This window comes from Streptococcus sp. LMAG:39 (assembly GCF_008680485.1).
Lineage (GTDB): Bacteria > Bacillota > Bacilli > Lactobacillales > Streptococcaceae > Streptococcus > Streptococcus pasteurianus.
The window spans coordinates 471109-493099 of the sequence record NZ_NALE01000001.1 but is presented as its reverse complement, the minus strand read 5'-3'; the positions used below and the strand labels follow the sequence as shown (position 1 = coordinate 493099).

22 protein-coding genes and 1 tRNA gene are annotated in these 21991 nt (G+C 37.5%); all 23 read left to right on the top strand.

Annotated features, from left to right (window positions below; genetic code table 11):
* Positions 1-27: 27 nt before the first annotated feature.
* The 23 genes from CCC20_RS02320 (at position 28) to serB (ending at position 21978) form a co-directional block, all read left to right on the top strand.
* Positions 28-498, top strand: a complete 471-nt coding sequence (locus CCC20_RS02320; protein WP_003065660.1) for a cell wall elongation regulator TseB-like domain-containing protein — start codon at positions 28-30, stop codon at positions 496-498.
* Positions 495-1676, top strand: coding sequence for a pyridoxal phosphate-dependent aminotransferase (locus CCC20_RS02315; protein ID WP_003065658.1), 1182 nt, complete (start codon positions 495-497; stop codon positions 1674-1676). The genes CCC20_RS02320 and CCC20_RS02315 overlap by 4 nt, the downstream gene beginning before the upstream one ends.
* A 3-nt stretch (positions 1677-1679) precedes the next feature.
* The gene (locus CCC20_RS02310) at positions 1680-2123 is read left to right on the top strand and encodes a protease inhibitor I42 family protein (RefSeq protein WP_003065657.1); all 444 of its coding nucleotides are present in this window, start codon (positions 1680-1682) and stop codon (positions 2121-2123) included.
* A gap of 18 nt (positions 2124-2141) precedes the next feature.
* Positions 2142-3488 (top strand): asparagine--tRNA ligase, encoded by a 1347-nt coding sequence (gene asnS, locus CCC20_RS02305; RefSeq protein ID WP_003065655.1) that lies wholly within the window; start codon positions 2142-2144, stop codon positions 3486-3488.
* A gap of 129 nt (positions 3489-3617) precedes the next feature.
* Positions 3618-3899, top strand: coding sequence for a hypothetical protein (locus CCC20_RS02300; protein ID WP_013852077.1), 282 nt, complete (start codon positions 3618-3620; stop codon positions 3897-3899).
* A gap of 140 nt (positions 3900-4039) precedes the next feature.
* The gene (add, locus tag CCC20_RS02295; protein WP_013852076.1) at positions 4040-5074 is read left to right on the top strand and encodes an adenosine deaminase; all 1035 of its coding nucleotides are present in this window, start codon (positions 4040-4042) and stop codon (positions 5072-5074) included.
* A gap of 25 nt (positions 5075-5099) precedes the next feature.
* Positions 5100-5543, top strand: coding sequence for a flavodoxin (locus CCC20_RS02290; RefSeq protein ID WP_013852075.1), 444 nt, complete (start codon positions 5100-5102; stop codon positions 5541-5543).
* Positions 5544-5801: 258 nt separating this feature from the next.
* Positions 5802-7187 (top strand): Fe-S cluster assembly protein SufB, encoded by a 1386-nt coding sequence (sufB, locus tag CCC20_RS02285; RefSeq protein ID WP_013852074.1) that lies wholly within the window; start codon positions 5802-5804, stop codon positions 7185-7187.
* 98 nt (positions 7188-7285) lie between these two features.
* The gene (locus tag CCC20_RS02280; RefSeq protein ID WP_013852073.1) at positions 7286-7978 is read left to right on the top strand and encodes a TVP38/TMEM64 family protein; all 693 of its coding nucleotides are present in this window, start codon (positions 7286-7288) and stop codon (positions 7976-7978) included.
* 40 nt (positions 7979-8018) lie between these two features.
* Entirely contained in the window at positions 8019-8291 is a 273-nt protein-coding gene (locus tag CCC20_RS02275; protein WP_003065645.1) for a chorismate mutase, read from the top strand.
* 19 nt (positions 8292-8310) lie between these two features.
* On the top strand, positions 8311-9531 hold the full coding sequence (locus tag CCC20_RS02270; protein WP_013852071.1) for a voltage-gated chloride channel family protein: 1221 nt from the start codon (positions 8311-8313) through the stop codon (positions 9529-9531).
* A gap of 210 nt (positions 9532-9741) precedes the next feature.
* Positions 9742-10089 (top strand): 50S ribosomal protein L19, encoded by a 348-nt coding sequence (rplS, locus tag CCC20_RS02265; RefSeq protein WP_013852070.1) that lies wholly within the window; start codon positions 9742-9744, stop codon positions 10087-10089.
* A 57-nt stretch (positions 10090-10146) separates the two neighbouring features.
* Positions 10147-10218: transfer RNA gene (locus tag CCC20_RS02260), tRNA-Arg, on the top strand.
* A 242-nt stretch (positions 10219-10460) separates the two neighbouring features.
* On the top strand, positions 10461-11672 hold the full coding sequence (locus CCC20_RS02255) for an FtsW/RodA/SpoVE family cell cycle protein (protein WP_013852069.1): 1212 nt from the start codon (positions 10461-10463) through the stop codon (positions 11670-11672).
* A gap of 101 nt (positions 11673-11773) precedes the next feature.
* Positions 11774-12334: an HAD-IA family hydrolase gene (locus CCC20_RS02250; RefSeq protein WP_003065640.1), complete on the top strand. Its 561-nt coding sequence runs from the start codon at positions 11774-11776 to the stop codon at positions 12332-12334.
* Entirely contained in the window at positions 12335-14287 is a 1953-nt protein-coding gene (gyrB, locus tag CCC20_RS02245) for a DNA topoisomerase (ATP-hydrolyzing) subunit B (RefSeq protein ID WP_013852068.1), read from the top strand.
* Between the two features lie 105 nt (positions 14288-14392).
* On the top strand, positions 14393-16117 hold the full coding sequence (gene ezrA / locus CCC20_RS02240; protein WP_003065636.1) for a septation ring formation regulator EzrA: 1725 nt from the start codon (positions 14393-14395) through the stop codon (positions 16115-16117).
* Positions 16118-16278: 161 nt separating this feature from the next.
* Positions 16279-16875: a 5'-methylthioadenosine/S-adenosylhomocysteine nucleosidase gene (locus CCC20_RS02235; RefSeq protein ID WP_259294241.1), complete on the top strand. Its 597-nt coding sequence runs from the start codon at positions 16279-16281 to the stop codon at positions 16873-16875.
* A 491-nt stretch (positions 16876-17366) separates the two neighbouring features.
* Entirely contained in the window at positions 17367-18425 is a 1059-nt protein-coding gene (gene hisC / locus CCC20_RS02230; RefSeq protein ID WP_058692375.1) for a histidinol-phosphate transaminase, read from the top strand.
* A 26-nt stretch (positions 18426-18451) separates the two neighbouring features.
* The gene (locus CCC20_RS02225) at positions 18452-19420 is read left to right on the top strand and encodes an ATP phosphoribosyltransferase regulatory subunit (protein ID WP_041972824.1); all 969 of its coding nucleotides are present in this window, start codon (positions 18452-18454) and stop codon (positions 19418-19420) included.
* A complete protein-coding gene (gene hisG / locus CCC20_RS02220) occupies positions 19420-20067 on the top strand; it encodes an ATP phosphoribosyltransferase (protein ID WP_013852064.1) in 648 nt (215 codons plus the stop codon). The genes CCC20_RS02225 and hisG overlap by 1 nt, the downstream gene beginning before the upstream one ends.
* A complete protein-coding gene (hisD, locus tag CCC20_RS02215) occupies positions 20064-21341 on the top strand; it encodes a histidinol dehydrogenase (protein ID WP_069788893.1) in 1278 nt (425 codons plus the stop codon). The genes hisG and hisD overlap by 4 nt, the downstream gene beginning before the upstream one ends.
* Positions 21334-21978 (top strand): phosphoserine phosphatase SerB, encoded by a 645-nt coding sequence (gene serB / locus CCC20_RS02210; protein ID WP_003065617.1) that lies wholly within the window; start codon positions 21334-21336, stop codon positions 21976-21978. The genes hisD and serB overlap by 8 nt, the downstream gene beginning before the upstream one ends.
* Positions 21979-21991 lie beyond the last annotated feature (13 nt).

The window sequence follows — 21991 nt, the reverse complement described above, 5'->3', positions numbered from 1 at the left end:
AGGGGATAAACTAAAAGGGAGAAGTAAATGAAAAAATTAACACCAGTAAAACAGTATTTACTTGGTTTTAGCTTGATTTTCTTAGTTCTCTTGATTTCTGTGGTGACGGTTTTGTATCTATCAGTGAAACCGAGACTGGACGCAGAAAAATTGGCTACCCAAGTTGCCGTTGAAAAAGCTGATTTGACAGAAACATCTTCAGTTGACCTTTATAATGGTTCAGAGACTTATTATAGCGTTTATGGGACAACATCATCTGGAGAGCAAAAGATTGTGTCTGTTGGCGAGGACAATGGTGAAGTTTATGTCTACTCTGTAAATGATGGTATTAGTCGTAAAGAAGCTAAGCAAGTTGCGACAGCAAATGGAGCGACTGGTATTTCTAAGGTTGTTTATGGTATTTATGACGAAACGCCTATTTGGGAAGTAACAGCTACTAATGGTTATTATCTTGTGAATTTTGAAACAAGTGAGCTCGTGAAGAAGGAGGGCATATGACAAACTTATCAAATCGCGTGTTGAACATGGAAGAAAGTGTGACATTAGCAGCAAGTGCGCGTGCTAAAGCCTTAAAAGCAGAAGGTCGTGATATTTCATCACTTACTTTGGGAGAACCTGATTTTGTAACTCCTAAAAATATCCAAGATGCAGCTATTGAGGCAATTCAAAATGGTAAAGCAAGCTTTTACACAGTTGCTTCAGGACTACCTGAATTAAAAGATGCTATTAATAGCTACATGGAAAAATTCTATGGCTATTCAATCAATCGTAATCAAGTGGTTGTGGCAACAGGTGCAAAATTTATCCTTTATACTTTCTTTACAACTGTTCTTAATCCAGGCGATGAAGTCATTATCCCAACACCATGCTGGGTGTCTTATGTTGACCAAGTCAAAATGGTTGATGGTGTGCCAGTAACTGTTGCGACAACTGAAAGCAATCATTTCAAAGCGACCGTTGAACAACTTGAAGCAGCTCGTACAGAAAAAACAAAAGTTCTCTTGTTAAATTCGCCGTCTAACCCAACAGGTATGATTTACACACGTGATGAATTGGAAGCTATCGGAAATTGGGCAGTAGAACACAACATTATAATTCTTGCTGACGATATTTATGGACGGTTGGTTTATAATGGTAATGAGTTTACACCAATCTCAAGTATTTCAGAAGCTATCAGAAAACAAACTGTTGTGGTTAACGGTGTTTCAAAAACTTATGCCATGACAGGTTGGCGTGTCGGTTTTGCGGTTGCTGAAGAAGAAATTATTTCAGGAATGGCAAAAGTTATTAGCCAAACAACCTCAAATTTGACAGCCGTTTCTCAATATGCAGCCATTGAAGCTCTTACTGGTCCACAAGATTCTATTGAGACAATGCGTCAAGCTTTCGAAGAACGCCTTAATACTATCTATCCATTGCTTAATGCAGTTCCTGGATTTGAAGTGATTAAACCACAAGGGGCATTCTACCTTTTCCCTAACGTGAAAAAAGCGATGGAAATGAAAGGCTATACAGATGTCACAGCATTTACAACAGCTATTCTCGAAGAAGCTGGTGTTGCTCTTGTCACTGGTGCAGGTTTTGGTGCTCCTGAAAATGTTCGTTTGAGCTATGCCACTGACTTGGACACTTTGAAAGACGCTGTTAATCGTTTGAAAGCCTTTATGGAAAAATAAGCTATGTCTAAAAGACGAAAAATCATTATTGTATTAGTCGCCTTTTTAGGAATTGTATTAGTCGGATTGGGAATTCATTTCAAACCGAGCTCTCCCAAGCTAACAGAACTTGGAGATTATCGTGTTAGTACAGATGAAAAGACCTTTGAAATTGATTTGGCTAGTAACAGCAGCACGGGATATTCTTGGGTAGCTAGTGATGTTAATAGCGAAGCTATTACTTTAGAGGGTGTAACTTATCACACTTATCCAAGTAAATCAGATACCGTAGGTTCTGGCGGTTATAGTCAATTGACAGGAAAGGTGACAAAATCTGGAAAGCAATCTTTCAAGTTAACCTATTGTCAAGACTGGGACGGCGGCGAAAAAGAAATGACCTACCAAGTCACAATCAATAGCACAAAAAATAAAATAAGTAAGATTAAACTGACAGAAGTGTCAGAGTAATAGTTGAAAAGAGGAAATATGTCTAAAGATTACGTATCTATTATTGATGTTAAAGACCATGTTGGTGAAGAAGTCACAATCGGTGCTTGGGTTGCCAACAAATCAGGAAAAGGAAAAATTGCCTTCCTACAACTTCGTGACGGAACAGCATTCTTCCAAGCTGTTGCTTTCAAACCAAACTTCATCGAAAAATTTGGTGAAGAAGAAGGAACTGAAAAATTCAATACTATCAAACACCTTAACCAAGAAACTTCTATCCTTATCACAGGTATTGTCAAAGAAGATTCTCGTTCAAAATTTGGTTATGAGCTTGATGTGACAGACCTTGAAATTGTTGGTCACTCAGAAGATTACCCAATCACTCCAAAAGAACATGGTACAGATTTCCTAATGGATCACCGTCACTTGTGGTTGCGTTCACGCAAACAAATGGCTATCATGCAAGTTCGTAATGCAATTATCTATGCAACTTATGAATTCTTTGATAAAAATGGCTTCATCAAATTTGATAGCCCAATCTTATCAGGAAATGCGGCTGAAGATTCAACAGAATTGTTTGAAACAGACTATTTTGGTACACCTGCTTACTTGAGCCAATCAGGTCAATTGTACCTTGAAGCTGGTGCTATGGCGCTTGGTCGTGTCTTTGACTTCGGTCCTGTTTTCCGTGCTGAAAAATCAAAAACTCGCCGTCACTTGACTGAGTTCTGGATGATGGATGCTGAATATTCATTCCTTTCACACGAAGAATCTCTTGATCTTCAAGAAGCTTATGTTAAAGCTCTTATCCAAGGTGTTCTTGACCGTGCTCCACAAGCCCTTGAAATCTTGGAACGTGACGTTGATTTGCTTAAAAAATACATTGCAGAACCATTCAAACGTGTTTCTTACGATGATGCTATCTCGCTTCTTCAAGAACATGAAAATGACGAAGATGCTGATTACGAACATCTAGAACACGGTGATGACTTCGGTTCACCACATGAAACTTGGATTTCAAACTATTTTGGTGTTCCAACATTCGTTATCAATTATCCTGCAAGCTTCAAAGCTTTCTATATGAAGCCAGTTCCTGATAATCCGGAACGCGTTTTGTGTGCTGACCTTCTTGCACCAGAAGGTTACGGAGAAATCATCGGTGGTTCAGTCCGTGAAGATGATTACGATGCTCTTGTGGCTAAAATGGATGCCCTTGAAATGGATAAATCGGAATACGAATTCTACCTTGACCTTCGTAAATACGGTTCAGTACCACACGCTGGATTTGGTATCGGTATCGAACGTATGGTAACATTCGTGGCTGGAACAAAACACATCCGTGAAGCCATTCCATTCCCACGTATGCTACATCGTATTAAACCTTAGTATATACAAAAAAGACGCTAATAGGCGTCTTTTTTGTATGCAGGATAACGAGTACGACTATTTGAAGCGCTTTTAAAATTTGGTTTCTTTTAAGTTTTCTTTGTTATGTTTTTAGTGGAGGTGATAAACATGATAACTTATATCACGGAGATTACCTTTTTTGATTCAATTTTTCGTGTTGCTCTAAAACTTCAACGAGTACCAGAAAAACTTTTACTGGAAATAAAACGACAACTCAATCAAGTCGAATACGACTTGAAATCTTGGGAAGAAAAATTTTCCCAAAGCGATAACTTTTTTTCTGACTTAGAACGATTTTATAGGGCATTTTTTATGTGGATTCTACAAAATAATTTCTCAAAACTTGGGCAACACGAAGCAATTGTTTCAATCACTTGTAAGAAACTTTAATAAGGGGTTAGATTACAAAAGCCAGCTGATTTCAGCTGGTATTTTTTGTGCATAGTAATCAAAAAAATCCTCAAAACACCTTTGCAAAAATGCAATAATGTATTTAGATAGTAGCTAAAAAATTTATTAAGGAGGCTAACTTGGATAAAACAACATTAAAGGATTTAGCAAAAGCAGAATCACATTGTCATTTGGAGGGTTCTATCTCGCTGGGGGTCATTCATCAATTGGCAGAAATGGCAAATATAACAGTGTCAGATAAAGAGCTGAAACAATTGGTGGTTGCGCCAGAAAATGCAGAATCTTTAATGGATTATTTCAAAACTTTTGATTTTGTTCGTCCACTTTTACAGACCAAAGAAGCGCTACATTTGGCAGCTTATGACGTTGCAAGACAAGCAGCACAAGAAAACGTGATTTATACTGAAATTCGTTTTGCGCCTGAAGTGTCAATGGATGAGGGCTTGAGTGCTTCTGAGACGGTAGAAGCAGTGCTTGCTGGGCTAAAGCAAGCTGAAGAAGACTTTGGCATTGTCGCTAAAGTGCTCGTCTGTGGTATGAAGCAGTCGCCAAAAGAAGTGACGCGAGATATTTTTGAACATGTTGTTGAGTTAGCTGAAAAAGGTTTGGTTGGTTTTGATTTCGCGGGAAATGAATTGGACTTTCCACCTGCTCAATTGGCCAATTTGATTAAAGAAACACAAGCGCTAGGACTTCCAATGACTTTTCATGCTGGAGAATGTGGCTGTGCGCATTATATTGCAGACTCTATCGCCCATGATATTAAGCGCATCGGGCATAGTACAGCTATTTACAATCAGCCTGAATTAATTCAAGAGTTCATCGAAAAGGGTGTTACAGCAGAGCTAGAGCTATGTTTAACAAGTAATTTACAGACAAAAGCCGCTAAATCATTGGATGAATTTCCATTTCTAGCTTTAAAAAATGCTGGTGCTAAAATTACGATTAATACGGATACCCGAACAGTTTCTGATACCAATTTAACCAAAGAATATACTCTTTTTGTCAAACACTTTGGGGTAAGTGTAGCTGATTTTCTAGCCTTTAATAAAAATGCTATCCAAGCTTCTTTCACAAATGAAGCCCAAAAAGCTGAATTATTATCAAAAATTGATAATTATATGAAACATTTCTGTAAAAATATGCTACAATAGTGGTAGTTTATGTTTGGAGGAAACTATGGCTTTAGTTAAGATTGTCTATGCCAGCATGACAGGAAACACTGAAGAAATTGCTGACATTGTAGGAAATAAATTTGAAGAACTTGGACACATTGTCGAAGTTGACGAATGCACAACTGTTGATGCAGCTGATTTTGAAGATGCTGATGTTGCTATCGTAGCATCATACACTTATGGCGATGGTGAATTGCCAGACGAAATCGTTGATTTCTACGAAGATCTTGCCGACGTTGATTTGTCAGATAAAATCTTTGGTGTTGTTGGTTCTGGTGATACTTTCTACGATTATTTCTGTAAAGCAGTTGATGAATTTGAAGCTCAATTTGCATTAACTGGTGCTACAAAAGGTGCTGATTCTATCAAGGTTGATTTGTCAGCTGATGATGAAGATATTCAAAAATTGGAAGCTTTTTCAGAAACAATTTCTGAAAAAGTAAATTAATCAAAAAAAGAGGTTCAACCTCTTTTTTTGTTGCCTAAATGCTGATAAAAGTTATTTTTATGTTAAAAAGCTGTATTTTAATACTTTTTATGTGAAAATCTTTGTCAAAGAAGGTATAATAATTAAATTAGCAGGGCTTTGATATTACTGAATTTTGAAGCTATTTAAGTAATTTTCTCTCTTTGCGGAGCCTGACTGATAAAGAAAGTTTTAGCTGGTCATATAAGGATGAAGTCTTGTTTAGAAATGAGGTTTTATATGGCAAAAAATAGAGAATACGATTATGGTTTTCACGATGATGTCAATCCGACCTATTCCACAGGTAAGGGGATGACAGAGGAAATTGTACGCAATATATCAAAGGTGAAAAATGAGCCTGATTGGATGCTTGAGTGTCGCCTAAAAAGTTTGGAGTTGTTCCATAAACTCCCAATGCCTGATTGGGGGCCGGACCTTTCTGGAATTGATTTTGACGATGTTATTTATTTTCAAAAGTTATCCGACCGTCGTGCCAATAACTGGGATGATGTTCCTGACAAAATCAAGCAAACCTTTGAACGTCTTGGGATTCCAGAAGCGGAACGCCAATTTTTGTCAGGTGCAGTGGCACAGTATGAATCTGAAGTGGTTTACCACAATATGAAAGATGAATTCAAGAAGCAAGGCATTATCTTTACAGATACAGACACAGCCTTGCAAGAATACCCTGACCTTTTCAAAAAATATTTTGGAAAAATCGTTTCTAATAGCGAGCATAAATTCGCTGCTTTAAACGGTGCTGTTTGGTCAGGTGGAACCTTTATTTACGTTCCTAAGGGCGTGCAATGTGACATTCCTGTTCAAACCTATTTCCGCATTAATGGTGAAAACGCTGGGCAATTCGAACGTAGTTTGATTATCGTAGATGAAGGTGCTTCCATTCAATACATCGAAGGCTGTACTGCGCCAAATTACACAACCAATAGTCTGCATGCGGCAACGGTTGAAATTATCGTTAAACGTGATGCAAGTTTCCGCTACACAACCATCCAAAACTGGTCTGATAATGTCTATAATCTTGTTACCGAACGTGGAACAGTTGAGGAAAACGGTATGTTAGAATGGATTGACGGTAACCTTGGAAGTAAGGTTAACATGAAATACCCATGTTCCATCTTAAACGGACCACACGCCCGAACATCAGTTCTATCTATGGCATTTGCAAATTATGGACAACATCTGGATGCGGGTTGTAAGGTATATCACAATGCTCCACACACTTCTTCAACCTTGATTTCTAAATCAGTTGCCAAAGACGGTGGTAAGACAGACTATCGTGGTTCTGTTTATTTTGGCAAAAATAGCGGTGGCTCAAAATCCCACATTGAATGTGATACGATTCTCATGGATGATTTATCAAGTTCAGATACAATTCCATTCAATGAAATTCACAATTCAAACGTGGCTTTGGAACATGAAGCTAAAGTTTCCAAAGTATCTGAGGACCAGTTGTACTACATGATGAGCCGAGGTATTTCAGAAGAAGAAGCAACAGCAATGATTGTCAACGGTTTTATGGAGCCAATTACGAAAGAATTACCAATGGAATACGCTGTTGAATTAAACAGTCTGATTACCATGAGCATGGAAGGTTCAGTTGGTTAATCAAATAAGATGCCTTAATTATTTTAGCTAACATGTTCAAAAAGCCTTCTACACATCATCTTGTCAAGTGAAAAAGTTTTCTTTATAATGGTAGCGGTATGAAAAAATTTAAGTACGGGTACGATGACCTACGCAAGATTTTAATAACGATTGGTGTTATTGCGGTAGTTAGCTATTTTGTGATTTACGTGATTGGGCATTGGGACATTATTGTCACTTTTTTGCAATCACGTTCTCAAGCTGAAATGAAAGCTATTCTGTCGCAATTGCGCTCAAAAACAATCCTCAATTTTGTTATTTTAATTTTGTTAACGGCGGTTACGGCTGCTATTCCATTTATGTCTAATGCTATCTTTGCGATATTTAACGGCGTTGTTTATGGTCCTGGTATCGGATTTTTGATGAACGTTTTTAGCAATATTTTGGGAAATTTTGTTTTTATCAAGATTCTTAAAATGATTGACATCACAGATAGTGAGAAAAAATTGAAAAATCGATTTGCTGGCATTGATGTACTTGAAAATACAGATTTTGGAATTATTTTAGGCTATATGATACCGATTATGCCAACGATTCTTGTCAATTATCATGTCGCTGAAACCAAGCTTTCTTGGCGTAAATGGCTTCTCTATATAACCATTGGAGTGGCTCCGAGCAGTTTCGTTTACGCGCTTGGTGGTGATGCGGTTGTTGCAGGTAATCTTAAACGTATCGTAGTGCTTTTGGTTATTGTTGCTGTTGTTTATTTAGTCGTTACTTATTTGAAGCGAAGAGGTAAAAAGAAAGCATAATATAAAAATGAGCTATTAGTTTAGAAAGGGCATCTTATTGATGAATTTAGATACTATCCGTCAGGAAATTGATCACGTTGATCAGGAGTTGGTCGCTTTATTGGAAAAACGCATGCAGTTGGTTAATCAAGTTGTTGCTTACAAGAAGTCTACAGGAAGACCTATTTTAGATACTAGCCGTGAAGACGCAGTGCTTCAAAAAGCAGCAAGTTGTGTCGAAGATAAAGCGTTTGAACAAACGATTGTTAACACATTTGCAGATATCATGAAAAATTCACGTGACTACCAAGCAAAACAACTTGACAATGATTGAGCTTGAGAGGTGTGAGAAGATGATAAAGAAACTGAAAGACAATGAAGATTATTCTTATCTGCTCTTGCTAAAATTAATGCTAGTTAGCATTGTTATCGGGCTTTTGATTGGTTTTGTTGATACCGTATTTGGTCGCGTGTTACTTTTTCTTAGCGATTTTCGAACAGAACATTTCAACTATCTTATCCCATTTTTAGGAATTATTGGGCTTTTAATTGTTTTTCTTTATCAAAAGGCAGATGAGCGAGTAAGTAAAGGAATGGGCTTAGTTTTTGCGATTGGTCAAAGCCAAGAAAAGGAAATTCCGCTTATTTTGGTTCCTCTAGTCACTTTGGCAACATGGTTGACACACCTTTTTGGAGGTAGTGCTGGACGAGAAGGCGTAGCGGTTCAACTAGGGGCGGCGATTGCTCATGGTTTTAGCCGTTTCTTTGATTTTGAAAATAACTCGCGCCTTTTTCTGCTTACAGGTATGGCAGCTGGTTTTGCAGGGCTTTTCCAAACGCCCATAGCAGCCGTTTTCTTTGCATTAGAGATTTTGGTGCTTGGCAAGTTGCAATTACAAGCTTTACTTCCAATGACTGTCGCTTCTTTTGTAGCAAGTGCGACTTCACACTCATTAGGATTGGAAAAATTTTCTCATCTAGTGAGTGCAGATTTGACACTTGATATGATGACTTTTTGCAAATTAGCTGTACTAGGCATTATCTTTGGCTTGGTTGGAAATCTTTTCGCAAAATTGTTGGCTATTGCTAAAGAAAAGGCTAAAGATGTCATGGATAATCCTTATTACCGTATCCTATTTGGGGGTATCTTATTAAGTCTGATTTTTTTGATATGCTATCATGGACGTTATTCAGGTTTGGGAACAAATTTGATTGAAGCAAGCTTTGCAGGTAAAGAAATTTATTTCTACGATTGGTTGCTCAAATTGCTTTTAACGGTAGCGACTTTGGCTATCGGTTTTCAAGGTGGCGAAGTGACACCACTCTTTGCGATTGGTGCATCTCTTGGAGTTGTTTTGGCAAATCTTTTTGGCTTACCTATTGAATTTGTCGCCGCAGCTGGTTATATCAGCGTATTTGGTAGTGCAACCAATACACTTATAGCCCCTATTTTTATTGGTGGTGAAGTATTTGGCTTTGCTAATTTACCATATTTTGTTGTGGTTATGATTTTTGCTTACAGCGTTAATCGAAAACATTCTATCTACGGCGGACAAGAAGTTCTGACATTTTAAATGATTTATCAACAGCGTTTGGGTAATGACTAAACTATGCTTTTAAAATTAAGTGTTTTTTATTAAAAATTCATCAAAAAAGTTGCGAGATATGGCTTTACACCACCAATGTTTTTTGTTAAAATATAAAAAGTGTGTAATGGACACACAAAAATACGGCTAATCCGCTGGGACAAGCACCTAATGATTAGTAAGATAGGAGAAAAAATAATGAATCCATTAATCCAAAGTTTGACTGAAAGTCAATTACGTACTGACATCCCTACATTCCACCCTGGTGATACTGTTCGTGTTCACGCGAAAGTTGTTGAAGGAAGCCGCGAACGTGTCCAAATTTTCGAAGGTGTGGTTATTTCACGTAAAGGTCAAGGGATCTCAGAAATGTACACAGTTCGTAAAATTTCAAGTGGTATCGGTGTTGAACGTACATTCCCACTTCACACTCCACGTGTAGAAAAAATCGAAGTTGTTCGTCATGGTAAAGTACGTCGTGCTAAACTTTACTACTTGCGTGCATTACAAGGTAAAGCTGCTCGTATTAAAGAAATCCGTCGTTAATTTTGACGATAACTATTCGTCGATAAAAATCTGTCCTTGTGACAGATTTTTTCATAGCTCCCCTTAGTTCAATGGATATAACAACTCCCTCCTAAGGAGTAGTTGCTGGTTCGATTCCGGCAGGGGAGATAGAAACTAGCTAAAAAGCTCTTGATTTCAGGGAATTTTTTGGTTTACAGATCAGATAACCCCTGAATTATTTCGTCTTTTTTTCAAATCTTTCTTACAAAAATCAGTTGCTAATTTATTGAAAATAGGAAGTATAGCTTTTTAGTTTTTGCTGAAAATTTATTTTATTTTCACAAGCTTTTTTCCTCAATTTTGATTAAAAAATGATATAATTATTTTTGATCAGAAACGAAGGAAGTACAATGGCGAGAAAAAAATATTCTATTGATAGTCGGATTGATTATTCTGTAATTTTACCTGTCTTTTTCCTTTTGTTAATTGGCTTGGTGGCAATCTATATTGCAACCATAAATGATTACCCAAGCACGATTGCAAAAGTGATGACACAACAAGTGATTTGGATACTTTTAGGGTGCGGTGTGGCGTTCGTTGTCATGCTGTTTAGCACTGAATTTTTATGGAAAATAACGCCGTTCTTATACGGTCTTGGATTGATATTAATGGTGCTGCCGCTCATCTTTTATAGTCCAGAGTTGGTTGAATCAACAGGGGCGAAAAACTGGGTTACAATCGGTTCTGTAACGTTATTTCAGCCCTCTGAATTTATGAAAGTGTCCTATATTTTGATGCTTGCCAGATGTTCCATTTGGTTTCGCCAAAAGTTCAAGGAAGATTCTTTGAAAAATGACTGGAAACTCCTTGGAATTTTTGCACTTATTACCTTACCTGTGATGGTGCTACTAGGGCTTCAAAAAGACTTAGGAACAGCAATGGTTTTCTCAGCGATTTTAGCTGGTTTGATTTTATTATCAGGGATTTCGTGGTGGATTATCCTTCCAGTTGTTATTATCGTTGCTCTTGCATTTGGGGGGTTCATGTTAATTTTTCTTTTGCCAAATGGGAAAGAATTCCTTTATGGTTTGGGAATGGATACTTACCAAATTAATCGTATTTCAGCTTGGCTAGACCCGTTTTCATATGCTAAAACGATTGCCTACCAACAAACACAAGGAATGGTTTCTATTGGTAGTGGTGGTCTTACTGGTAAAGGGTTCAATGTTGTTGATTTATCAGTGCCAGTTCGTGAGAGTGATATGATTTTCACCGTTATTGCTGAAGATTTTGGTTTTATTGGTAGTGCTGTTGTCATGGGATTGTATCTTTTGCTGATTTATCGTATGATTCGTGTAACTTTTGAATCAAATAACCGTTTCTATACTTACATTTCAACTGGTTTCATCATGATGATTTTGTTCCATATTTTTGAAAATATCGGAGCAGCAATTGGTATTTTGCCGTTAACAGGTATTCCTTTACCATTTATCTCACAAGGTGGCTCATCATTGATTACCAATTTGATTTGTGTCGGTCTGATTTTATCAATGAGTTATCAAAACAACCTACACCGTGAACAAGAAATTACAGAACATTTTAAAAGAAGTGACCGTTATTAATAAAAGTTGAGCGTTAGCTCGACTTTTTTCTTATATACTAACCTGTAAATTGATGCAGTATAGACTATAAAAAAACTTAAAAATATGATATAATAGAGCGTATGAATTACCATGATTATATGTGGGATTTGGGTGGAACGTTGCTTGATAATTATGAAATGTCTGCTCAAGCTTTCGTGAAAACTTTAGCGGAATTTGGACAATCTGCCTCGCATGATGAGGTTTATAACAAGCTAAAAGAGTCCACGGATGCTGCTATTGCACAATTTATCCCAAACGAACCTCAATTTTTAAAGGCGTACAAAAAATTGGAAGCCGAATATTTAAAAACGCCAGTTTTATTTGCAGGAGCACATGACGTTTTGCAGGCAATTGTTGCAAGTGGTGGACGAAATTTTTTAGTATCGCATCGTAACAAACAAGTCCTTGATATTTTAGAAAAAACTAATTTGTTGTCTTATTTTACGGAAGTAGTCACTTCAGAAAATGGCTTTTCTCGTAAACCGAGTCCAGAATCGATGTTGTATTTGAAAGAAAAATATGACATTAAAGAAGCACTGGTAATTGGAGATCGTGAGATTGATAGGAAGGCAGGTCAAGCTGCTGGCTTTGATACGTTATTAGTTGATGGAAAAAAATCCTTAATGGAGATAGTGAAGTAAATGACGGAAGAAAATAAAAATTTAGCAGAATTAGCGAAAGAGTATGACGCCAGTCAAATTCAAGTCTTAGAAGGGCTTGAAGCTGTTCGAATGCGTCCAGGTATGTACATTGGTTCAACGTCAAAAGAAGGCTTACACCATTTGGTATGGGAAATTGTCGATAACTCTATTGACGAAGCATTAGCTGGTTTTGCAACTCATATTGAAGTTTTTATTGAAAAAGATGATTCGATTACAGTTGTTGATGATGGGCGTGGTATTCCTGTTGATATTCAAGAAAAAACAGGTCGTCCCGCCGTTGAAACAGTCTTTACGATTTTGCACGCTGGAGGTAAATTCGGCGGTGGCGGCTACAAGGTTTCAGGTGGTTTACATGGTGTAGGGTCGTCTGTTGTTAACGCACTTTCAACACAATTAGATGTCTCTGTTCATCGTAACGGTAAAATTCATTATCAAGAATACCGTCGTGGACACGTTGTTAGTGATTTAGCTGTAATTGGTGATACCGACCGTCATGGAACGACTGTTCACTTTACTCCAGACCCAGAAATTTTCACTGAAACAACGGTTTTTGATTTTGATAAATTAGCCAAACGTATTCAAGAATTAGCCTTTTTGAACCGTGGCTTACGTATTTCAATTACTGATAAACGTGAAGGAATTGAGCAAGAAAAACATTACCATTACGAAGGTGGTATTTCAAGCTACGTTGAATTTATCAACGAAAATAAAGAAGCTATTTTTGAAAATCCAATCTATACTGATGGTGAATTAGACGGTGTTTCTGTTGAAGTAGCCATGCAATATACAACTAGTTATCATGAAACAGTGATGAGTTTCGCCAATAACATTCACACGCATGAAGGTGGTACGCACGAACAAGGTTTCCGTACAGCTCTAACACGTGTGATTAATGACTATGCTCGTCAGAATAAATTGCTAAAAGAAAAAGATGACAATTTAACTGGTGAGGATGTTCGTGAAGGGTTGACGGCAGTTATTTCTGTTAAACATCCAAATCCTCAATTTGAAGGACAAACGAAGACGAAACTTGGAAATTCCGAAGTTGTTAAAATTACAAATCGTTTATTTAGCGAAGCTTTCAGCCGTTTCTTATTAGAAAATCCACAGATTGCTAAGAAAATCGTTGAAAAAGGTATTCTGGCATCTAAAGCTCGTATCGCTGCTAAACGTGCACGCGAGGTAACACGTAAAAAATCAGGACTTGAAATTTCAAATCTTCCTGGTAAATTAGCTGACTGTTCTTCAAATGATGCAACTATGAATGAATTGTTCATCGTCGAAGGGGACTCTGCGGGTGGTTCTGCTAAATCAGGACGTGATCGTGAGCACCAAGCAATCTTACCAATTCGTGGTAAAATCTTGAACGTTGAAAAAGCTAGCATGGATAAAATTCTTGCTAACGAAGAAATTCGTAGTTTATTTACAGCTATGGGAACAGGTTTTGGTGCTGAATTTGATGTCTCAAAAGCGCGTTATCATAAGCTTGTTATCATGACTGATGCCGATGTTGACGGAGCCCATATTCGTACCTTGTTGTTAACGCTGATTTACCGTTTCATGCGTCCTGTTTTGGAAGCAGGGTATGTTTACATTGCTCAACCACCGATTTACGGTATCAAAGTTGGTAGTGAAATTAAAGAGTACATTCAACCAGGTGCCAATCAAGAAATTGAATTGCAAGAAGCTATGGCACGTCATAGTGTTGGACGTTCAAAACCAACGGTTCAACGTTACAAAGGTCTTGGAGAAATGGACGATCACCAACTTTGGGAAACAACAATGGATCCAGAGAATCGCTTAATGGCGAGAGTTTCTGTTGATGATGCCGCTGAAGCAGATAAGATTTTTGATATGCTTATGGGAGATAGGGTAGAGCCGCGTCGTGAGTTCATCGAAGAAAATGCGGTTTACAGTACGCTTGATATTTAATGAGAATATTGACGAAAAATTACTGCATACAATCTCTAAGTATGTTATAATCGTAATGTTATAGCTATTTTTTACGATAAAAAGACAATTTATAAGGAGTTTTAAATGTCGAGCGGAATTATATTACTGCTTGTAGCAATAGTTTTATTAGTAATTGTTGCTTACCTAGTTGGCGTTATTGTACGCAAGCGAAACGATTCATTGATTGCAAGTTTAGAAGAAAGAAAACAATCATTATTTGGCTTACCTGTGAATGAAGAAGTTGAGGCTGTTAAAAATCTTCATCTTATTGGACAAAGTCAGACAACATTTCGTGAATGGAATCAAAAATGGGTTGACCTTTCTTTAAATTCTTTTTCGGATATTGAAAATCATATTTTTGAAGCTGAAAATCTAAATGATAGTTTTAAATTCATTAGAGCAAAACACGAAATTGATAATGTCGAAAGCCAATTAAATTTAGTTGAAGAGGACATTAATTCGATTCGTGAAGCACTTGCTGTCTTGAAAGAACAAGAAGAAAAAAATAGTGCTCGTGTTAAACACGCTTTAGATTTGTACGAAACATTGCAAGCTTCTATTTCAGAAAAAGAGGATAATTTTGGCTCTACAATGTCTGAGATTGAAAAACAATTAAAAAACATTGAAGCTGAGTTTTCTCAATTTGTAACACTTAATTCAACTGGTGACCCTGTTGAAGCGTCTGAAGTGCTTGATCGTGCAGAAGAACACACTATCGCACTTGGTCAGATTTCAGAACAAATTCCAGCGATTGTTGCAAAATTAGAGGATGATTTCCCAGACCAACTTGATGATTTAGAGCAAGGTTATCGTCGTCTGCTTGAGCAGAATTATCATTTTGCTGAAAAGAATATTGAAACACGTTTCCAAGAAGTTCGCGACTCTATTCGTGCCAATTCTTCTGAACTTGTTACGTTGGATTTAGACCGTGCCCGTGATGAAAATGAGCACATTCAAGAGAAAATCGATTCATTGTATGAATTGTTTGAACGCGAAATTGCTGCTCATAAGGCTGCGCTTAAAGATAGCAAGATTATTCCTGACTATTTGGTTCATGCTAAGGCAAATAATGAACAACTTGCTCATGAAATTAAACGTCTATCTCACAAGTACATTTTAAATGACAGTGAAAGTCTTAGCCTTCGTTCATTTACTAAAAATTTGGAAGAGATTGAAACGGAAGTGTTGCCAATCGTTGTTGCTTTTGAGACACAAGACAAGCCATTCTCTGAATTGCAAGTGACTTTTGACAGAACTTTAAAAACATTGGCTGCTGTCGAAGAAGGGCAAATGGAAGTCTTTGAACAAGTTAAGAATATTGAAGAAATCGAGACGATTGCTCGTCAAAGTTTGGAACAATATATTAATCGTTTACATATGATTAAACGTTATATGGAAAAACGTAATTTACCAGGTATTCCACAAGATTTTTTGAGCGCCTTCTTCACAACAAGTTCACAATTGGAAGTGTTAGTTGATGAACTTAGTCGCGGTCGTATCGATATTGAAGCTGTATCTCGTTTAACAGATGTTGCGACATCAGCTATTGCAAATCTTGAAAATGCTACTTATCAAGTGGTTCAAAATGCGACATTGACAGAACAATTATTGCAATACTCAAATCGTTACCGTAGTTTTGAACCAAGTGTGCAAAGTAGTTTTGAACACGCTTTGAAATTATTTGAAGTTGATAATGACTATCAAGCATCATTTGATGAAATTTCATACGCACTTGAAACGGTTGAACCAGGTGTCACAGATCGTTTCGTATCATCGTACGAAAAAACACGTGAACAAATTCGTTTTTAAGGCGACTGTGTTGACTGATACAATATAAAGGTTTGGAAAAATTGCCAAACCTTTTTTGATAACTAAAATGAGGCGTGACAATGAAAAAGATTGGTATGGTGGTGGCTGTTGAAATACAGTCAGTCGTGAGAAAATAGGCTGATAAGCTCAAAAGAGAAGATATCAGAGGGGCTAAAGTTTATTCGGTTACATTTGATGATAAAATTTTATATATTACACAGTCAGGTGCAGGAGAAATCAGAGCTGCTGCCTGTACGCAATTATTAATTAGCCTTTTTGATGTCGATTTAATTGTTAATTATGGTGTGGTCGGTGCTCTTACGGAAGAATTAAAGGTAACCAATATTTGTTTAGTTGAAAAGGTGATCCATTATGATATGGATACCTCAGCCGCTGACCATTGCGAAGTTGGGCGTTATTTGGAATATCAAGATATCTATTTGCCAACAACGAAGAAGTATGTGCAGTTGGTAAAAAATCATTACCCTTTTATTCGTCCAGTTATCTGCGCTTCTGGTGATAAATTTATTGCTGATGAGACAAAGAAACGTACCTTAAATCATGACTTTAAGGCTGATATTTGTGATATGGAAAGTGTAGCAATTGTCTTGATTTGTGACCAGAATAACATTCCAAATCTTATCCTTAAAACGGTTTCGGACAGTATAACGGGTGGTGCGGCAGAATTTCGTTCATCTATTGAAAAAGCTGCAGATATTTGTCTAGAAATTTTAGATGATATTTTGAAAGAACTATAATTAATCAGAGATTCTTTGAAATTAGCCGACGGCATAAAGCAAGTTTGAACTTAAAAATGCAAATTGAGGAACTTAAAAGAAGCATTAAAAAAGACTTTTTCAACCTAAATCAGCTAAAGTTGGCAGATTTTTTTGTATAAATATAAAAATCTTGATTTTAAGCTTGCTATTTTCAGAATTTTCTTGTAGAATATTTTTAAATATAAAAGTGTTGATAGAAAAAGCCTGAGACAACAGACAGAGAGTGCTTGGTGGTGAGAAAAGCGTGCAATCCTTGGGCGACACATTCTTGAGCGCGTGTGCGAACTCAGCTGATAGAGCTGACAGTAGTGCACGACGAGTGGTTCCACGTTACGGAGCAGAAGTCATGTACTTCATGAGAACAGTCTAGGCGACTGGCTGTTGAATCAGAGGTGGAACCACGTTTTTAACGTCCTTGCATTTTTTTGCGAGGGCGTTTTTTGAATATCAGAAATAGAAAGGGCGTTATTATGACAACTATTAAAGGATTGAGAGATATTGAACCTTATGTAGCTGGTAGCCAGCCAAGCGGTGAAAATTTAATAAAATTGAATACAAATGAAAATGCTTATGGACCAAGTCCAAAAGTAGCAGAAGTGTTTTCACATTTTGACGTTCATCAATTGCGGAAATATTCAACTTTGGATCAAGAATCACTACGTGTTGTGCTTGCTAAGCAACATGGTCTTGATCCAAGTCAAATCATTGTTGGTAATGGGTCAGATGATGTTTTATCTATGGCATTTCTTGCATTTTTTAATAGTGATGAGCCTGTTCTATTTCCTGATTTGACTTATGGTTTTTACAAAGTTTGGGCTGATTTGTACCGCATTAATTACCATGAAGTGCCGTTAACTAGCGATTTTGAGATTGATGGTAATGATTATATTGCTGATAATGGTGGTGTTGTTCTGACGAATCCAAATGCACCGACTGGCATTTACAAATCTTTAGAGGCTATTGAGGCGATTATAAAGACTAATCAAGATGTGGTGGTTATTATTGACGAAGCTTATATTAACTTTGGTGGTGAAACAGCTCTGCCATTGCTCAAAAAATATGATAATGTCTTTATTACACGAACATTTTCAAAAGATGCTTCGCTTGCTGGTTTGCGAGTTGGCTATGGTATGGGAAGTCCAAAATTAATGTCGGTTATTAATGCCGTTAAAAATTCGGTCAATCCTTACAATGTTGATTTAATTGCTGAGAAATTAGCTGTGGCGGCTGTTGAATCATGGGATTATTACGAAGATACGTGTCAAAAAATTATAGCGACAAGAGATTGGTTTACTAAGGAATTACGAGACCTTGACTTCCCAGTTTTAGAATCAAAGACCAACTTTGTCTTAGCGGAATGTCCTCAAAATGATGCAGCGAATTTATTTGATTATTTGCAAGCTAAGAATATCTATGTTCGTTATTTTCCGAAAGTTGAACGTATCAAAAATCATTTGCGAATTTCAATCGGAACGCAGGCTGAAATGGAACGAGTGATTGAAGCGATTAAAGACTATCAGAAAGCCTAATTTTAATGATGTTAGGAGTTGACAAAATGAAAAAAACAACATTACCTGTGGGAATGCATGATAAGTTATTTAAACGTGCGCGTGTTACCTACAAAATAGAACGTGATATCAGTGATTTCTTGATGAGTCAGGGATTCAATCGAATTGAAACACCGACCTTGGAACATTTTGAAGTCTTTAGTGATACGATTACGAAAAATAATTACAATTTCTTTGATAAAAGTGGTGAATTGCTGACGCTTCGTCCTGATATTACCAGTCAGATTGGACGTGTCATTGCTTCGACGCAAGTTGAAACGCCGATTAAATTCTCCTATTCGGGCAAGGTTTTCAAATACAACGAAGAAATGCGTGGTTTGATGAATGAGCACACGCAAGCTGGTGTTGAGATTGTTGGTTTTCCAGCTAAGGAAGCTGTTTTTGAGGCAATCCAATCAGCCAAGGAAGCTCTTGATAGAGCGGATATTCCGTCTTATCAATTTGAATTTTCACATGCTGCGATTTTACAAACCATTTTTGAAACTTTGGCTTTGCCACAAGCAGTTGAAGAAACTTTGGCACAAGCGATTAAAGATAAAAATATCACTCAGTTAAATGAATTTACCCAAAAATATCCAAGTGAATTTGATGAGTTTTTGAAAAATTTGCCTTATCTTTTTGGAGAAAGTCATCAAGTTTTAGAAAGTGCGCGTGTACTTGTCAAGAATCAAGCGATTTTGGCTGCTTTAACAGATTTGGAAAACTTGCTCAATCAAGTATCTGAAATTTTACCAAAGAGCAACATTGATTTGGCACAAATTCCGACAATGCCGTATTATACTGGCGTGATGTTCAAAGTCTTTGGAGATAAGGTGCCAGACGCTTTTGCCTCAGGTGGGCGTTACGATAAACTTTTTGAACGTTTTGGGGCTAAAAAATTGACTGCGGTCGGTTGGGCAGTAGATATTGATGCCGTTTACCAAGCTGTACATGATAATTTAGAAGGAGGTGCCTAATGGAAAATCAAATTACGATTGCTTTAACCAAGGGACGTATTGAAAAAGATACGGTAAAACTTCTGGAAAAAGCGGGTTTTGACATGACGTTTATGGAAAATAAGGGACGTAATCTTATTTTTGAAAGCCCAGATAAAAAATTCCGTTTTTTGCTTGTCAAGGCACCTGATGTGACAACGTATGTGCGCCATGGTGTGGCTGACCTTGGTGTGGTCGGAAAGGACTTGTTGATTGAGCACCCAACAGGTTATCTTGAAATGCTTGATTTGAATTTTGGTTTATGTAAATTCTCAGTAGCTTCAACGGATTCTTATGACCCACATGACCATAAACGAAAACGAATTGCTACAAAATACCCAACCATTGCGACCGATTATTTCAATAAAAAAGGAGAAGATGTCGAAATCATTTCAATTCAAGGAAGTGTTGAGATTGCTCCTGTTATTGGTTTAGCGGACGCTATTGTTGATATTGTTGAGACTGGAAATACGCTAGTTGCTAACGGTCTTAAAGTTTATGAAGATATTTGCCGCATTTCGGCACGATTGATTGTGAACAAAGCGGCTTTGAAAAATAATCCTGAAATCATGCCATTTATTCAAAAATTGGAAAATATCGTTGGAAATGAGGAGGTAGCTTTTAAATGAAACGTTTAACAGGAACGACAGAAGAAATTTCAAAAATTCTCTACCAAGAACAATTAGAATTAAGCAAAGAAAATCTTGATGTTGATGATGCGGTTCGTCAAATTTTAGAAGATGTCAAAGAAAATGGTGATAAAGCACTTAAAGCCTATTCCGAAAAATTTGACAAGATTACGCTTGATAATTTTGAAGTTGGTAAGGAGTTGGTTGACCAAGCGTTTGAGGAAATTGATGCCGAGGTTTTGGAAGCTCTCAAAAATGCCAAAGCGAATATTGAAAGTTATCACAAGCAACAGTTGGAAAAAGGATTTGAGGACCAACCAACTGAAGGCGTTGTTCGTGGGCAATTGATTCGTCCGATTGAGCGTGTTGGGGTTTATGTCCCAGGTGGAACTGCTGCTTATCCGTCATCTGTTTTGATGAATGTCATTCCAGCTAAGATTGCTGGTGTTAAAGAAATTATCATGATTACACCGCCACAAGCGCATTTCGAACCTGCGATTTTGGTGGCTGCTTCGTTAGCTGGTGTTGATAAGATTTATCAAATTGGTGGGGCTCAGGGTGTTGCTGCTTTGGCATATGGTACAGAAACAATTCCTCGTGTTGATAAGATTACTGGACCAGGAAATATTTTTGTTGCGACAGCTAAAAAACTCGTTTACGGTATTGTTGGTATTGACATGATTGCAGGTCCGTCTGAAATTGGTGTGATCGCAGATGACACAGCCAATCCAAAATACGTTGCAGCAGATTTGCTCTCACAAGCTGAGCATGATGTGCGTGCGCGTGCGATTTTGGTGACAAATTCAGCAGCGTTAGCGGATGCGGTTGAAAAGGAAATCGAAGAACAACTTAAAACCTTGCCACGTGAAGAAATTGCACGTGCTTCTGTTGAAAATAATGGTCGTATCATCATTGCAGATTCTGTTGAGGCAATGTTTGAATTGATGAACCAAGTGGCGCCAGAACATTTGGAAATTGCTATGGATAATGCTTATGATTATCTTGATGCGATTGAAAATGCGGGTTCTGTTTTCCTTGGGCATTTCACGAGTGAACCAATCGGTGATTATTACGCAGGGGCAAATCATATTTTGCCAACAACTAGCACAAGCCGTTTCTCATCAGCGCTAGGTGTGCATGATTTTGTCAAACGTATCCAGTATATGCAATATTCAAAAATTGCTGTGAATGCAGCTAGTCACGATATTACAACACTTGCTTATGCTGAAGGATTACAAGCTCATGCTAGAGCTATTGAGGTGCGTCATGACTAAGGTAAATGGATTATTGGTAATGGATGTGGACTCTACCCTCATTCAAGAAGAAGGAATTGATTTATTGGGTGAAGAAGCGGGTGTTGGTGAGAAGATTGCTGACATTACTGCGCGTGCCATGAATGGTGAACTTGATTTTAAACAAGCGTTAGATGAACGTGTCGGTTTATTGAAGGGCTTGCCAGAAAGCATTTTTGATAAGGTGCTTGCGCGCATGCATTTTACAAATGGTGCTGAAAAATTAGTGGCAGAATTGCATCGTCGTGGTTATAAAGTGGCTGTCGTGTCAGGCGGTTTCCATGAAACGGTTGATGTGTTGGCAAAACGTATCGGACTTGATTATGTCAAGGCTAACCGCTTAGAAGTTAAAGACGGTGTTTTGACAGGCAAGGTTCTTGGCGAGGTCGTCACTAAAGACGTCAAGAAAGCTAGCTTGATTGAGTGGGCAGCTGAAAATGGCTTAGAATTAAGTCAAACCATTGCTATGGGAGATGGTGCTAATGATTTACCAATGATTAAAACAGCTGGTATTGGTATCGCTTTTTGTGCTAAGCCAGTTGTACGAAAAGAAGCGCCTTACCAAATCAACGAAGCAGATTTGTACAAAGTCATTGATATTTTAGATGGTAAAAACTAGTGACGTTACTTGC